Origin of the sequence: Kribbella sp. NBC_00382 (genome assembly GCF_036067295.1) — a bacterium.
In the GTDB taxonomy this organism is placed as follows: Bacteria; Actinomycetota; Actinomycetes; order Propionibacteriales; family Kribbellaceae; genus Kribbella.
Window position 1 is genome coordinate 5,053,549 of record NZ_CP107954.1, and the last position, 15,506, is coordinate 5,069,054.

Here is a 15,506-nt window from a genome sequence, read left to right on the forward strand (position 1 = left end):
CTAGTTGATGTGACGGTTGGTGCCTCGATGCCCGCGCCGTGCGCTCAGGTGCCGAGATCCGAGGGGTAGGAGGTCTCCCAGTCGCGTTGCTCGACCTCGAGATCCAGACCGGCGTCTTCGCCCTCGACGGTGACATGCGACATCGCCGTCGTGGGGGTGGCGCCGTGCCAGTGCCAGCCTCCGGGGGGATTGGTGATCACATCGCCCGCTCGCACCACGTGAACGGCGTTTTCGTCGGCGACGATGCCGACGCCTTCGGTGATGACGAGGTGCTGACCATGCTCGTGGCGATGCGGCACGGTGCGCGCGCCGGCCGAAAAGTGCACGCCCATCGACTTCTCGTCGGGCAGCGCACAGGGCAGCGGCTGGACCTTCACACCGTCGGGATCGTTGAACAGGGCCTTCAGCGCATCCGGGACCGGGCCGCCTTCAGCAGCGTCGGCAGTGGCGAACTCATCCATTTTTTACTCCTTATTGGCTCGGGGTACCGGATTCACAGTAGGAACTCGAGCAGGCAGGTAACAGTGGCGGATACGACGCATAAAGCATCATTTCCGACACCAGGCTGCCGGGCTCGGTGCTGTCCGCACCGAGCACGACAGTCCTGTCCGGAGGAGCGATCAGTTGAAAAGCGAGAGGGGAATCGAGTCGGCTAGGAGCTTGTAGCCCGCGTCGTTGGGGTGCAGGTTGTCGACGCTGGCGTAGGGAATCCGCATCGAGTCGGGGTTGAGCGGGTCGCGGATGGTCGCGTCGAAGTCGATGACGGCGTCAGCCGCGCCGCTGCTGCGGATCCAGTCGTTGACCGCGTGCCGCTTGGCGACCACGTCGGGCAGCGAGTAGGTGGTGAACAGCCCGCGGGCAGGGAAGATCAAGCTCCCGCTGGGCGTGATGGTGGTGGCGTAGACCTTGATGCCACGGGCGTGCGCGGCGTCGATGAGTTGCTGCATGCCGGCGATGACCTGCTCGGCGCTGATCGGCTCGGGGTGCCGGCCGGGAATTCCGATGAACGGCGGATTGGCCAGATCGTTGATGCCGGATTCGACGATGATGTATTTGACGTCGGTTCGGGACAGGACGTTGAGGTCCAGTGATTTCAGGGTGCTCGGCCCGATGTTGTCGAAGAGGAATCGCTGGCCGGCGACGCCTTCATTGAGCACCGAGACATTCTGGTAGGCGGAGTTCGCCTGCAGTCGCTCGGTCAGGAAATCGGGATAGCGGTTGTTCGCGTTGATGGTGGACATCAAACCGTCGGTGATCGAGTCGCCGAGAGTGACCACGCTGCGAGCAGTCGGTGCGCCGATGACATCGACTCCGCTGAGGAAATAGTACGAAATGCCGTTCGGGAGGAACGGGACCGATGTGAGTGGCAGGACCGGATTCATGCCGCTGACATTTCCGAGCGCCAGGTAGTTCACCTGGTTACCGATCGTGTGCTGGGTGGCTGCCCCGGTCAGGTTCGGGACGTAGAAGTCGATGACCAGGTTCTCCAGCGCGCGGACCGGGAACGGGACCGGATCGGAGTACCGGTCCTGACCGGCCGGAATCGTCACGGAGGTCGAACCGCCGAAGGTCAGCGGCTTGCTGCTGCCAGGGACGAACGCGGCGCCCTGGACCGCCGCGGCCAGAGTCGCGGCACTGACCAATTGGCCGGGGAAGTTGTTGACGCTGGTCGGGAGCGGGGGGACACCCAGGCCGGCCGGCAGGTTGTCGATTCCGGCCACCTGCTTGGCGATTTTCGCATCCTGGAAGGTGATCGGCTGGGTGCCGTAACGGTTGGTGAGCCGCACTCGGGCCGTCTCCCCGCTGAGGTGCGGCCGGACGATCTGCCGCAGCGTCTGGGCAGCGAACGTGAGCGGCATGCCGAGCGTGTTGTCCGGACCCAGCGGGGTCATCGGGGTCGCCGACCAACTCCCGACCCAGTTGTCCGTCGTGACCTGCGTGGCTTCGGTCGGTGCGGCCGTGGCCGTGGTCTCCGCCGCTGTCAGGCCGAGAGTTGCCATCGCCAGGGCGAGTAGCAGCACTCGAACCTTCGTTCCGGCTGATCGTCGCGTTCTGATGGGTAACACAGGGGACTCCTTCATCGTCGAACAAGGAAAACTTGCGCACTCGATCACCGGATATCCACTTGAATTAAACGGATGATTCCGGTCTGCGCGCAGGGCAGGGGGTACCGCCGGCAAACGGGCGGAAGAAGACGCAGGGATACCTCGGGCCGCGAGTACGGAGTTGCCCATGAACAGGCATGGATTCGCGCCGTGCGAGGAAATCTCGGACGACATTGGGGCGACGTCAGCCGCGCCGGTAAGAAATATCGCTAAAGGTGCGGAGCAGTTTGCTGTACTCCACGACAAACGGTAGATGCCGGTCAGGAAAGTTGGCAGATCTGGATCCGACGCTTTCGACACCAAAAGCGCCCGATCGGGGCTACGGTCATCCCACCAGCCGTTGTGTTCAGGAAGGATTGGTATGGATGTCGGGCTGATCGCCATCGATGGTGTCGCCGACTTCGGTCTGTGCGCGCTGCTCGAAGTACTGAGTACCGCGGTCTCCCTGCGGAGCGAGACCGATGACGGGGCGGAGCCCTGGACGGTGACCCAACTGGGACTCGGGTCGGAGGTGCTGACCGGGTTCGGGCATCGGGCCCCCACTACTCCGATCGCGAGCCTGTCGCGGTTGCCAGACGTGTTGGTGGTGCCGGCCGTCAGCACCAGGCAGGCCACGGAGTTGATCGAAATCCTCAGCAGTTCACAGAACAGGCCGATCCTCGAGTTGCTGAGCCAGGCTCGTTCTCAGCAGGCAGAGGTCGCGGCCGCGTGCACAGGCACGTTCTTCCTCGCCGAGGCCGGCGTGCTCGATGGCGAGATGGCGACCACCAGCTGGTGGTTGGCGCCGATCTTCCGGCGCCGCTACCCCAAGGTCGACCTGCAGGAGGGGCTCATCCTCAGCCAGAGCCAGGGCGTCACCACGGCCGGTGCGGCCTTCTCCCACATCGATCTGGGCCTGGCGATCATCCGGTCCCACAGCCCGGAGCTGGCCGAGTTGGTCGATCGGTATCTGCTGATCGGATCCAAAGCCAGTCAGGCCGCCTTTGCGATCCCTGCCGTGATGGCCGGCTACGACCCACTCACCAGCGCCTTCGAACGCTGGGTTCGCGAGCACCTGGCTCAGCCGATCCAGGTCGCCTCCGTGGCCAAGCACCTCGGTGTCTCCGAGCGCACCTTGCAGCGAACGACAGCGGAAGTACTCGGCATGAGCCCGGTGGAACTGATCAACGCGATCCGCCTGGACAAAGCCACCCAACTACTCCGCACCACGAATCTGACTGCCACCGAGATCGCGACCCGGGTCGGTTACCTCAACGTGAGCACCCTGCGAGGCCTGTTCCACCGCCGCGGCACGACGATGAGCGAACTACGCCGAAGCGCACCGAAGCGGATATGACGCCACTCAGGTCAGTGAGCTGGTTTGGGTAGGTAGCCGGTGCGGGCGAAGTAGTCGACGTAGGTCATGAAGGTCTGACTGCTCAGGGGTGGATGGTCGGGGAGGGTGGTGGTGAAGGTCAGGTCGCTCCAGCCGTGGCCGGTCATTTCGGTGAGGAAGATGTCTAGGACGGGGGCGGCGGCGTTGCCGGGGTGGTTGCGGATTTGGTCGGTCCAAGGCTCTAGGGGCAGGTCGGTGAGGGTGTAGCCGGCTGTCCGTAGGTGGCTGATGATCGTGTTGAAGGTGGTGCGGTGCGGGTTGGTCAGGTGAAGAACCTTCCCGGGGCCAGGGGTGGCATCGGCGGTGGCTCGGGCGATGTGGTCAACGGGGACTAGGTCATAGCTCGCGTCGATACCGGTGGGAACTGTGCCGGACTGGATGCAGCCTTTGAGGATTTGCCAGAGGAGGTCTCGGGTCTGGCACGCGCCGGTGCGGGTGTGGCCGAGGATGCGGGGCAGTCGGTGGATCGCGGTTGGTAGGCCACGTTGGTCGGCTTGGCGCACCAGGTGTTCGGCGGCCCACTTGGTCTGGGCATAGCCGCCGCGCAATGCGTCTGGCGGGCCGGGTGGGTCGGACGGAGTGATCGGGCCACCGTGGGCGGGTGCCTCGGCGAAGACCTCGATGGTGGAGATGTGGTGGAAGATCGACGGATGGTGCCTGGCGGCCAGGCGGAGGGCCTCTTGGGTGCCAGCGACGTTGGCGGTCTGCAGTGCGGCGTACGGATGTACTGCGCTGACGTGGGCCCCGCAGTGGTAGACGGTCTCGACGGTAGCGGCGAGGTCGTCGAAGTCCGTCTCGGTCAGGCCGAGCAGCGGTTGGGACAGGTCGCCGGGATGTACGCGGACCGAGTGTTCGAGGTCGTCGTCCCATAGGTCGTAGGCGTCCATCGCCGTGCGGAGGCGGTGGTGGGCAGTCGCCGCATCGGCTCCACGGACCAGGCAGTGGACGGTACGGCCGCGGTCGGCCAGTTCGCGTACGAGGAAGGCGCCGACGAAGCCGGTCGCGCCGGTCACCAGGCATTCGTCGCCGGTCGGGTGGGCGGCATTGGCGGCCGGAACGATCTCGGGTGCGAGCTGTACGGCGAGGTCGGGCCGCTGCTCGGGTTCGGTGGTACCGGTCAGCAGTTGATGCAGATGGCCGGCGAGTTGGCGCGGCGTGGGGTGCTGGAAAGTCGCGGTGACCGTCAGCCGGATTCCGGTGAGGGTGTGCAGGCGACCGAGCAGAGCGGCCGCCGCAAGGGAATCGATGCCAACATCGGGGAAACGCTGATCGGCCTCGACCGGCTCAAGGGTGCCGAGAACCGTCGCGGCCTGGACGCAGACCGCCCCCAGCAGGTCTTCCAAGGTCTCCAGGATTTCGACGCCGACCGGTCCCGCAGGTACCAGCCCGGCCGGAGCTGGGTCAGGCAGTGCGTTGCGGTCGAGCTTGCCGTTCGGGGTCTCGGGCAGCTCGTCGAGCTCGACGAGGGCCGCGGGGACCATGTAGCCGGGCAGCCTGGATCGCAGGGTCTCGCGGAGTGCGGCGAGGTCGTGGCCAGTGGGAGTGAGGTAGCCGATGAGGCGGTCGTCGCGGACGACGACAACGGCGTTACGGACGGCCGGTACCTCGCGCAGAACGGCTTCGATCTCACCGGGTTCGATCCGGTGGCCGTGCAGCTTGATCTGGTGGTCGGCCCGGCCGAGGCATTCCAGGTCGCCGTTCGGCAATCGGCGTACCAGGTCGCCGGTGCGGTACAGGGTGCCGGGGCCGAATGGGTCCGGCACGAAACGCTCGGCGGACAGGTCCGGCCGGTTGCGGTAGCCCTGGGCAACGCCGTCGCCGCCGATGTACAGCTCGCCCGGCAACCCCTGTGGCAGCAGGCGCATGTGCTGGTCGAGGACGTGACAGGTGGTGTTGGCGATCGGCCTTCCGATGGTGATGTCTTCGCCGGGCCGGACGCGGGCGGCGGTGGACCAGATGGTCGTTTCGGTAGGTCCGTACAGGTTCCACACGGTGTCCGCGCGCGCGAGTAGTGCGGCTGCCAGGTCCCGGGGCAATGCTTCACCACCGCACAGCAGTCGCAAACCGCGAGCGTTGGTCCAGCCTGCGTCGATGAGCATCCGCCAGGTGACCGGGGTGGCCTGCAGGACGGTCGCGTCGCTGACGGCCAGCAGGTCTCGCAGAGCCGGACCGTCGCCGACTACTCCCGCCGGGGCGATCTCGACCGTGCCACCGGTGATCAGCGGAAGAAACAGTTCGAGGCCGGCGATGTCGAAGCAGATGGTGGTGATCGCGAGGATCTGGTCGGCAGCGGTGAACCCGGGGGTGGTGGCCATCGAGCACAGGAAGTTCGTCAGGCCGCGGTGAGTGACCTGAACGCCCTTGGGTCGGCCGGTCGACCCGGAGGTGTAGATGACGTAGGCCAGATCGTCAGCCCGACCGGGTTGGGATGGGAACGGCACGTCGGGTAGCGCGCACCGGTCGAGAATCACCTTGTGGCCGGGCGCATTGTGCTCCAGGCTCGCCTGGGTCACCAGGAGTGCGACCTGCGCGTCGGCGAGCATGTAGGCAATCCGGGCAGCGGGGTAGACCGGGTCTAGTGGCACGTAGGCCGCACCTGCCTTCCACACCGCCAGGAGGGTCACCAGTAGATCGGCTGACCGCTCCAGGTACACACCAACACGGTCGCCCGGCCCCACACCCTGCTCGGCCAGCAGCGCGGCCAGCCGGCCGCTGCGCTCATCCAGTTCGCCGTAGCTCAACTGCTGTCCGGCAAAGACCACCGCTACGTCACCAGGGCGGGCATTGGCTTGCTCGGCGAACAGTTCATGGGTACGCAGGTCTCGCGGGTACTTCACCCGGCTCGCCTCGCCGTCAGCCAGCAGCCTTCGGGCAGTCGCGGCTGACACCAGCGGCGCGTGAAGGGTCCCATCGGCTGCGCAGTACGCGGCGAAGCCTTCGGCGAGGTCCGGGTTATCGGTCAGCCAGGTACAAACACCGTCACGGATCCGGATCACCAGCTCGGTCCCGGGCGCGGGCGCAGATTCAGTTCCGACCTCGATCAGCACTGGCAGCTGTGGCGCGGCCAAGCTCGGCTGGCGGATCAGCAAATCCCGCAGATAGCCGGTACGAATTTGCTGGCCGATCCGGAACGGCACCACCTCCGACAGCAAGCCGTGGGCCGGCGTACGCAGGCCGATGTCGAAGACGTCCTCGCCTGTCAGCTCGGCCAGGTAGGCCACCGCCGCGTCGGCCACCTCCAGATCGGTCATCCCAGCTGGCAACTCGACGCGATGAGCAGTGCCTAGCGCGCTCAACCCGCGCAGCGGTCGCAGCTCCCGTAACCTCCGCCGCCAGAACCCCTCGTGCTGCAGGCCGACACGCTCCGCTTGGGTCGCGTCCTCGTCCGGCTCCGGCAGTACTACGCCCGGGCGAAGCTCATGCGGACCGACCTCCACCAGTAGGTCGCCCGCGCCGGTCGCGACCCGGATTGCCGTCTCCTCCACGGCCACCACGGTGCCCGGGGGCGGTTCGCTCGACCACAGCTCGCAGACCTGCGCGCTCCGTACCAACAGCCAAGCGTCGGCGGTCCGTACCCGGCACATACCGAACCGATTCTGTCCTGGCCCGAAGTCCGTCGCCCGGACCAGAGCCTCCAGCTCGACAGCCGTACGGCGCCACGACAGCATCAGCCCTGGCCGATCCAGCCGCCCGTGATAGCTGCGCTGGCTCAGGTCCTGCGAGGTCCGTTGCTCGTTGCCCTCGGCAAGCTCATCGACCAGGACGGTGAACGATTCCAGCCCGGCCTGCAGGCACTTCAGGTTCAGCGAATGGCTCGTCTCGCCGTCGGTGACCGGGAAGGATCGCTGGGCCAGGACGTCGCCCGCATCCGCTTCCTCCGTCATCACATGCCAGGTGATCCCGTGCACGTTACGCCGGTCGGCCACCGCCCACGCTGCAGCGTTGACCCCGGCATCCCGCGGCAGCACCGCGTCGTGAAAGTTGACCGCCATCCGCCGCGGCAACGCCAGTACCTCCGCCGGCAGCATCCGCAGATGAACCACGCTGAACAAGACATCGAACGGCTCGCCGGCCGGCAGCGACTCCGCTACGTGGAACCCGCGCTCCGCCGCCAACTCCCGAACCTCCGGCACCTCGGACGCCACCCCACACACCCAGTGACCCCGCTCCGCCAGTACCGACGCACACTCCACCACCAGCGAATTCCCGCCGATCAACCACGCGGAGAAAACGGCACGCATTACTCACCCGTCAATCACTCTCAGTTATCAGACCGTCGCTGATCGTAGAGGGAAGACGTCACGTGCATGTCACAGCGCAGCGAACCGAAAGCCCGGTCGGCTGGGTGGTCGCGGTCCTCGACTACACCCAGATCAAAACCATCGCCATCGACGCCACCTGAGCACCCAATGGCCGCGACTCAGGACCGGGACGTTCAGGCGGCGCCGCAGGACTTTCGGATGGTGATTTCTGGGCGCAGGAGGATTTGGCGGCGGGCGAGACCGGGCTGCTGTAAGCGCTGGAGCAGTAGCTCGGCGGCCGTGCGGCCGAGCAGTCGCTTGGGTGGGGCGACAGCTGTGAGCGGGACGTCGGGTATGTCCGCAATCTCGTCGTCATAGGCAACTAGGGCAAGATCATCGGGTACTGCGAGTCCGCTGCGCCGGGCCGCCGATACGAGGAGCCCTGCCTGGCGGTCGCCGAAGCATAGTGCGGCGGTACAGCCTGCGGCGAGCAACCTGCGTAGGCAGTTGTCAGCGGTGGCCGGGCCCCATTCCTCCAGCGCCTTCTGGAACACCGTCGTACTGCCGCCGAGCTCCGCGATGGCCCGACGGTAGCCGAGGGCAACGGGTTCGGCCGTCGGGCTGGGGGAGCGGAGGGCCAGACCGATCCGGCGGTGCCCGAGCGCGGCCAGATACTGCACGGCCTGATAGGCGCCGGCCGCGTGGTGGGTGCACACGTGCTCGGTCTCGTCGTTCAGGGCATTGCCCCGACGCTCCATCAGGACGACCGGGACGGGCAGCTCGGTCAACCGGCGCAAGTAGGACTCCGTGGGTTCGGGGCCGGTCAGGGTCGGGGCGATCAACAGACCGTCGACATCTGCTGCCAGCATCTCCCGGATCAGCTTGGCCTCGATGTCCTGGCTGTACTCCGAGCAGGCGAGCTGGATCCGGGCACCGGTCTCGGCCCGGACGTCCTCGATGCCGCGCAGGATCTGCGGGTAGTAGAAGGTCGAGTGCGGGACGATCACCCCGAGCAGGGCGGGCCGGGTGTGCTCCGGTTCGCCGCCGCGGACGAACGTCCCCGCGCCCTGGCGTCGGCGTACCAACCCCTCGGTGACCAGGTCGTCGACGGCGCGGCGGACGGTACTGATCGAGACCGAGTAGCCGACGGACAGCTCGCGCTCGGTCGGCAACCGGCTGGCCGACGGTCGGGTGCCGTCGAGGATCTCCGCGCGCAGCCGGTCGGCGATCTGCTGGAACTTCAGCCCCGGGGCCACCTCCGGATCGTCCATGGTGGTGTCCTCCTCGCTCGTGATCCTAGCCAGAAGCACTATGCCATGAATCCACGATTCATCTGGTCGGTCAGATGCAGAATCGTTGTCCTCATGGCCGATGCTCGCCCGCGAAGCACCTCATGGTGTGAGTAGTCATTCGGTAAACATCTGCAACTGACAGGTTGACCGAGCCTCCCGGCGAATCTAGTTTTCTCGCCAATCGGCGGCCTGGGCTGCCGGCGTTTCCCGATCACCAAGGAGCTCCTCGTGCCGTACTCCCACCGCGGTGCCGCCGCGCCGCGTCGAGTCCGCCGGCTGGCCGGTGCGCTGCTCGCCGTGATCGCGGCCGTCGCGACCGTGACGCAGCCGTCCGCCGCGCTGTCCCGGCCCGTCCCGAGCGACACGGTCAACATCGATCACTCCGCTGCCCCCACGCCGCGGATGATCCTGCGCTCGGAGTCCTGGGCGAAGACCACGGCGGCCAGCATGAAGAAGACCGCCGACGACGCCGTCTCCACCGGCCTGGCCCAACTGGGCTGGAACACGGTCTCCTTCGACGACACCTGGGCCGTCCGGTCGGACTGCACCGACTGGGACGCCAGCGCCACCGTCGTACCGAACTGCACCAACGGACGCGACACCACCACCGGCAACCTCATCCCGTCACCGACGAAGTACCCCAATGGCCTGAAGGATGTCGGCGATTACTTGCACAGCAAGGGCTTGTCGTTCGGCGTCTACGCCAGCGGCGGCAGGTACATGTGCGATTCCGGCGGGCGCTCGGCAGCGGCTCCCGGCAGCTACGACAACTTCGAGAAGGACTTCCGGTACTTCGCGAGCGTCGGCGCCGACTACATCAAGCTCGACTACTGCGGTGAGCCCAACACGACCAACAAGTGCTGCTACTCCATCCTCGACACCGACCTCGAGATCGACACGGCGATCGAGTCCTCGCGCCGGGCAGCCGCCGCGCTCAACGCGATCAAGAACGACACCGACCCCGCGAAGCGCCGGTCGATCATGCTGAACATCTCCGCACCGGCGTACGCGAACTGGAAGAACGACACCTGGGACACGGCGCTGTACCGGCGCATGCTGGACAGCATCGGTCCGGCTGGACATGCATACCGCATCGGCGGCGACGTCGGCGGCGCGAACTGGGCAGGCACTGTCACGCTCGTCGATATGGTCGAGAACCTGCGCTCCTACGGCAAGCAGGGTCACTTCCTCGACCCCGATCGGCTGTACTTCGACGACTCGGCGTTGTCCACCGCCAGCAAGCTCGGCGGCTATGCGATGTGGGCGATGCAGAACAGCCAGATGGTCGCGATGATCCGCAACTCCGACAACAGCGGCGCCATCTCGACCACGCAGGCCGACCTGATGAAGAAGGCCGACCTGATCGCGGTAGGACAGGACCCGCTGGCCGTACCGGCGAAGCGAGTCGCCCGGGGTACCGGGTACGACGTCTTCGCCAAGCCGTTGAGCAACGGCGACTATGCCGTGGCGATCATGAACCGTTCGGCCAGCGCGGCGGTGACCGCCTCGACTTCGGGCTCGGTGGTTGGTACGTCCGCGACGGCGTTCACGCTCACGTCGATCCTCGGACCGGATGTCACATCCATCGACGCGAACGGCGGCTTCAGCGTCACTGTGCCCGCGGGCTCGGCCGTCATGTACCGCCTCAAGGTCGCCGCCACCGCCACCTACTCCGGCTTGAACTTCGGGCCCGACGGCTCACACGCCCGCAACGCCACCGCGATCACCGACGGCGACGCGCCGACCGCGGGCAGCTGGGACGCCAGCGGCCGCACCCTCTCGTCCGACCGGCTGGCCGGCAACGCTCAGCTGCCGGACGGTACGGCGGTCAGCGTCAAGGCCGGCCAACCCGTCACGATCGGCGGCGTCGGCTACACCTGGCCGAGCACCACGTCCGGCAACTTCGACTCCGTCAAGCCGGTCGGTCAGACGATCCAGTACGCGTACACCGGCTCGAAGGTGAACTTCCTCGGCGCCTCAGGCATCGGCGAAGCCGGCGGCACCATCCGCCTCAACTACAGCGACGGCACGTCGAGCACCTCCACTTGGGGCTTCCCCAGCTGGAGCTGCGCAACCGGTACGACCTACCCGGCAACGCTCGCGTTCAAGGTCTTCGGCCGCAACAGCACCACCGGCCCCTCGGACGCAGGCACGGCGTACTGCACTTACACAAGGTCGGTCCCGATCACCTCCGGCAAGACCCTGGCATCAATCACCCTGCCGAACACCCCAAACATCCGCATCTTCTCCATCAAAGCAACCTGATCCAGCAAAAGGCTCACTGGTAGTGCGTTCGTACGGCGAGCCGGCGGAACTCCCCTCGCCGGCTCCGCCGTGGGGTTTGAGAGGGTTTGTGCATGAGATTTCCGTTGCGCGTCGTGCTCTGGGTCTACGTCGCGTTCAACCTGTTGCAGGCCCTCGTCCTCACCTTCGATCCCGAGCTCACCGATCGTGCCTATCTCGGTGGCGAAATGACGCCGACGCGCCACTTCCAGTGGTACTCCGTTGCCGGGTACCACGTTCTGATCATCGCCGTAACGATCATCGCGATGACGTTGCCGCGTGCGGTCGACCGGCGCAAGCTCGTCCTCCTCAACGCGCTGATGTACCTGCTCTGGGACGCGACCTCCCAACTCGTCTACTGGGGTCACGAGATCGGCATGGCTACCTCCGACCTCGTCACCAACGCCGGGGTCAGCATCGTCACCGCTCTGATCCTCTTCGCAGTCGCCTACTTCGACCGCGACTCCGTAGCTCTACGTCCGGATCAGCAGGATCACCTCTGAGGCCTGGGACGGGTCGTGCTGTCTGGTTTCGAGGCAGACGAGACTGCTGTGTACTCCGCGCAGCTTCGCCGCGATCTCCGCTTCGGCGAACTGGTCCGCGACCGCCGCCGCTGCCAGCAGACCGATCCGCAATGCCGGCCCGTGGGACCGGGCCAAGGATGGCTGCCTGGCGATCGACGCGACCCGCTTCGCCGCGACGGCCGTGAGCCGCCGGGCGAGGATCCTCCAGGTGACGCGGTCGCTGGTGTTGTCTGCCCCCGGATACAGGTAGTCGGACCATTGGGCCTTTTTCAACAGAGAGCCGATCTCCTTGAGCGCGAACTCTGTCTCCTCGGGGATGACCGGCTCGACGGCGGCCGAGGCCGGGAAGAGTGCGGCGAGGTACTCGTAGAACTCGGTGAGTACCTGGCCAGGCCGGTACTTGTTCCGGCTCGGCTGCCACAGCGACAGCAACAGGCTCAGTGCCGTCACGGCGATCTCGAACTCCGACCCCGAGATCTCTCGCTCATGCCGTCGCGGCGACTGGGACGGCCGGCCGATGGCCAGGCTGTCCTCGAGCCCTCGCTCGGGAGTCCGGAGATCTCGTACCAGCATGAGTACGTCGTCGGCCTGCAAAGCTCGGGTCAGCACGATGTCCAGCGCCTGTCCGACCGCTTCGGAGATCGGCCGCAGTCCGCGAAGCATCGCTGTGAGATCCCGGACCGGTTCGGGTGACGCTGGGAACACCTCGAACTCCGCCACCGCGTCGGCGAACTCAGTGACCCGCTCGGTCAGCTGGATCAGCTCCCGGTCCTGCGTCATGTCCCCGCTGCGGCTGCGGGCCAGCGCGCGGTCGATGTGATTGGTCTTGCCCTCCAAAGCAGGGGTCTTGCTGACGGCCAGTTTCTCGAGGCGTTTCAGCCCCACCTTGAAGTCATGTACCCGGGCCCGCTCGGGATTGCGCTCGAGACAGAAGCTCAGGACGAACGGCAGCACGGATTCCACCGTCAGCAGATCGCGCCGGATTGCCTCCCGGCGGACTTCAGGCGTCCCCAGGTACGGATGCGTGACGGCGTTAGGGACATACAGCCTCGGACCGGCGTAGACCCGTTCCTCTTCCTCCTCGTCGTCGGCATCAGCGGCCAACTGCATGACCGGGAGCTCGGCCACTGGGTCCTGGAACCAGATGCTGCGCTGGGTCAGGTCGACCACGACCTCGGTCATCGGGTCCGCCAGTTCGCGGCGCGTGGGCAGTCGATAGGCGGTCCCGTCCTCGAACAGGCCATTGACCCACGCAACCATCTTCTCCACATGCAGCGCCTGTACTCCGACGGCTTCGGCGACATCATCCTGCCCGGTGCTCCGCCGCTGGGTGCTCTGAGATTGCCCCGTACTTCCCTGAGCTGGGGTGGCAACGTTGCCATCCCATTCGACGTACAGCCGGTGCAGCGACTCGGGAACAGGGCTCGCGCAGATCACGGCCCCGTTGGCCAAGGTCACGGTGTGCCGCAGCGACCGCGATGCCCTGACGGCCGCCAGTAGCTTCCGGTGGACATCGCGATCAGAGGTGCTGCTGGTGGACGGCTCTGCGTACAGCAGTGTGTCCAGGCGCTCCAGTAGGTCCGCGTCGACTTCTCGCGCCTCAGCGGCGCAGTCATAGGCCAGTGCCAGGGATTCGACCGAGCCGGAGGTGAGACACGCCTCGACCACGGCCGAAGCATCGGCGTTCGCGGCCCACAAAAGGATCGTTTCGCGCCACCACGGATCATTCACCATCTGCGGTAGCAGATCGGCCGAGGGGAGGTCCCGGATCGCCACCGCCGCGAGGTACTCCTGCAAGGTCTGATGGGCGAAGGCGTACTTCCCGAGCTCCCGTTCGATGAAGAGACCGCTTTTGGTCAATTCGTCGAGGAAGCCGTCCGCGGTCACGTCGCGGGGGATCCGTGCCAGGGCCGGCCCGATGATCTCGTTCGCGGTCGACAGCGCGACGTCACGAACCTGCCGCGTCATCATCGCCAGCGCCAGGTCGCGGACCACCTTCGCGCGTTGCTCCGCCTTCAGGCCGGACCCCACCGGCAGGTTCTTCGCCTCCTGCCGGCGCTGCAGGAGCAGGGCGCACATCTCGTCGTACAGCGCGGCCCGGCTGCCGGGCAGTGCTCCGCGGTACTTGTGCACGTTGGCGATCATCGTCAGCAACATCGGGTTCGCGGCCAGGTCGTACAGGGCCGGCTGCCGGCGCATCCGCTGCAGGAGATCGTCGGCGTGGTTCTTGGCGATCGTCGAGGTCCGCTCGGTGTTCTCGTCCGTACTGCGACGCTCGATCGCGAGATACCAGTTGTGTACGAAGCGGGAGATCTGCTCGCTGGTGAAGCGGCGGACCTGCAGGACATCGGCCCCGGTGAGGGGATTGGCGTGGTAGCCGTGCGGCCGCGAGGTAAGAACGAAGCTGTTGCTCGGATAGCGTCGTACCTGATCCTGTACCCAGGCCGAGGTCAGCTGCCGGTGTTCCTCGGCAGCCACCTCGTCCAGCCCGTCCAGCATCACGACGCAGCGACCACGACCGAGGTTACGCTCGAACCAGTCGGCCGGGACCATTCCCTTCAGCCACGCCACACCGGCCAATAGCTCCGGAATTGTGATGCCCGGAGTCTGGAGAATGTCCTGGACATGGTCACGAAGATAAAGAACAAGAGGTAGTGACCGTTTGCGCCGCCGACCCTCTCCTAATGCCATGGCAGTCCGGCGCAACAAGGTTGTCTTTCCTGATCCAGGACCTCCGATCACCGCGAATACCCGCGTCCCGCCGCCACGCAGGAAAGAGTCGAGGGCTTTGCGTTCTCCGACCTGGATCTCGGTTCCCACAAAGGGTTCGCGGGTGGTCGACTGTAAGGCAGTCGGCGCCAGGCTCACGTCCACGTAGACATCGCGCAGCCGCAGCGAATACTCGCCCTGGGTGGCCATCCCGAGCAGTTCGACATCGCGAACAGTCGACAGCAACTGCCGGATATATCGCGAGCGATAACTATTGATGATTGCGCTCACGCGCCGATCCAGGCCGACGGTGATGCGCTGGATCCACAGCTCGCTGACGGCCTTTCCGACGCGCAGTGAGAAGCGTCCGGCAAACATCAATGCCCAGTAAGCCAACAGCACCAGCAGGCTGACGAACAGATTGTCGCGGATCCACGGCCGTAACCATCCACTCACGGCGGCCGGTGGGCCGAGCGCCACCATGACCGCCAATACCCGTGTGGTGAATCCATCCCCCTGCTGAGCAGAATCACTCGTCACCGGTGTCTCCCCCATTGCCCAGAAATGCCGACGAGCAAGAGACGATACTCACAATGAGCCGTTTGGCAACCGTCAACGATCCGGCACAGATATTGCGTCGGATTCCGTTGTCCGGGCCGGATTCGGACAGGAAACGTTTCCGGCGGTATCAGCCGCGTGCGGACTCGATGGCTAGCTCTCAGGGGTAGGTCTTCGTCGCGGTTGCCACCGGCTCCCGCCCGCATCACAGATGGCGGCGGCGGCCCTGGCGGCAGCGGTCCAATGGGTGGTCTGGCCCTTTCGGGGCGGCGGGGGCGGGTGTCAAGATGCGAGGGTTGGTATACCAGGAGGCGCCGGCAGTCGATGAGCCTTGCAAGTTATCCGGCAGTGACGGTTACTGCGGTCGCTATGTCGCAGGAGCGGGATGACTTGCGCGGTATCGCTCGCGTTCAGTGGTC

8 protein-coding genes are annotated in these 15,506 nt (G+C 66.1%); 3 read left to right on the top strand and 5 right to left on the bottom strand.

The genetic code is table 11. The features are described from left to right. Positions 1-44: 44 nt before the first annotated feature. Together OHA70_RS24380 and OHA70_RS24385 are read right to left on the bottom strand one after the other, a co-directional pair. The gene (locus OHA70_RS24380) at positions 45-461 is read right to left on the bottom strand and encodes a cupin domain-containing protein (RefSeq protein WP_328321438.1); all 417 of its coding nucleotides are present in this window, start codon (positions 459-461) and stop codon (positions 45-47) included. A gap of 159 nt (positions 462-620) precedes the next feature. Next, on the bottom strand, positions 621-2,021 hold the full coding sequence (locus OHA70_RS24385) for an SGNH/GDSL hydrolase family protein (protein ID WP_328321440.1): 1,401 nt from the start codon (positions 2,019-2,021) through the stop codon (positions 621-623). A gap of 445 nt (positions 2,022-2,466) precedes the next feature. On the opposite strand from OHA70_RS24385, the gene OHA70_RS24390 reads away from it, so the two are divergent. Next, positions 2,467-3,441 carry a GlxA family transcriptional regulator gene (locus OHA70_RS24390; protein WP_328321442.1) on the top strand — a complete coding sequence of 325 codons (975 nt, stop codon included), beginning with the start codon at positions 2,467-2,469 and terminating at the stop codon, positions 3,439-3,441. 11 nt (positions 3,442-3,452) lie between these two features. On the opposite strand, the gene OHA70_RS24395 is transcribed toward OHA70_RS24390, so the two are convergent. Then, positions 3,453-7,721, bottom strand: coding sequence for an amino acid adenylation domain-containing protein (locus OHA70_RS24395; RefSeq protein ID WP_328321444.1), 4,269 nt, complete (start codon positions 7,719-7,721; stop codon positions 3,453-3,455). 194 nt (positions 7,722-7,915) lie between these two features. After that, on the bottom strand, positions 7,916-8,992 hold the full coding sequence (locus OHA70_RS24400; protein WP_328321446.1) for a GntR family transcriptional regulator: 1,077 nt from the start codon (positions 8,990-8,992) through the stop codon (positions 7,916-7,918). Between the two features lie 249 nt (positions 8,993-9,241). Between OHA70_RS24400 and OHA70_RS24405 the strand changes: the two genes are divergently transcribed. Next, on the top strand, positions 9,242-11,278 hold the full coding sequence (locus OHA70_RS24405) for a glycoside hydrolase family 27 protein (protein WP_328321448.1): 2,037 nt from the start codon (positions 9,242-9,244) through the stop codon (positions 11,276-11,278). A gap of 92 nt (positions 11,279-11,370) precedes the next feature. Next, the gene (locus tag OHA70_RS24410; RefSeq protein ID WP_328321450.1) at positions 11,371-11,799 is read left to right on the top strand and encodes a hypothetical protein; all 429 of its coding nucleotides are present in this window, start codon (positions 11,371-11,373) and stop codon (positions 11,797-11,799) included. Here the strand turns inward: OHA70_RS24410 and OHA70_RS24415 are convergent. Then, complete coding sequence (locus OHA70_RS24415; RefSeq protein WP_328321452.1) at positions 11,770-15,069, bottom strand: NACHT domain-containing protein; 3,300 nt, start codon at positions 15,067-15,069, stop codon at positions 11,770-11,772. The genes OHA70_RS24410 and OHA70_RS24415 overlap by 30 nt on opposite strands. Between the last annotated feature and the right edge of the window lie 437 nt (positions 15,070-15,506).

Excerpts from the sequence above, each read along its gene's own strand:
- OHA70_RS24390 (WP_328321442.1), top strand. The coding sequence starts at position 2,467 with ATGGATGTCGGGCTGATCGCCATCGATGGTGTCGCCGACTTCGGTCTG.
- OHA70_RS24395 (WP_328321444.1), bottom strand. The coding sequence starts at position 7,721 with ATGCGTGCCGTTTTCTCCGCGTGGTTGATCGGCGGGAATTCGCTGGTG.
- OHA70_RS24400 (WP_328321446.1), bottom strand. The coding sequence starts at position 8,992 with ATGGACGATCCGGAGGTGGCCCCGGGGCTGAAGTTCCAGCAGATCGCC.
- OHA70_RS24410 (WP_328321450.1), top strand. The coding sequence starts at position 11,371 with ATGAGATTTCCGTTGCGCGTCGTGCTCTGGGTCTACGTCGCGTTCAAC.
- OHA70_RS24380 (WP_328321438.1), bottom strand. The coding sequence starts at position 461 with ATGGATGAGTTCGCCACTGCCGACGCTGCTGAAGGCGGCCCGGTCCCG.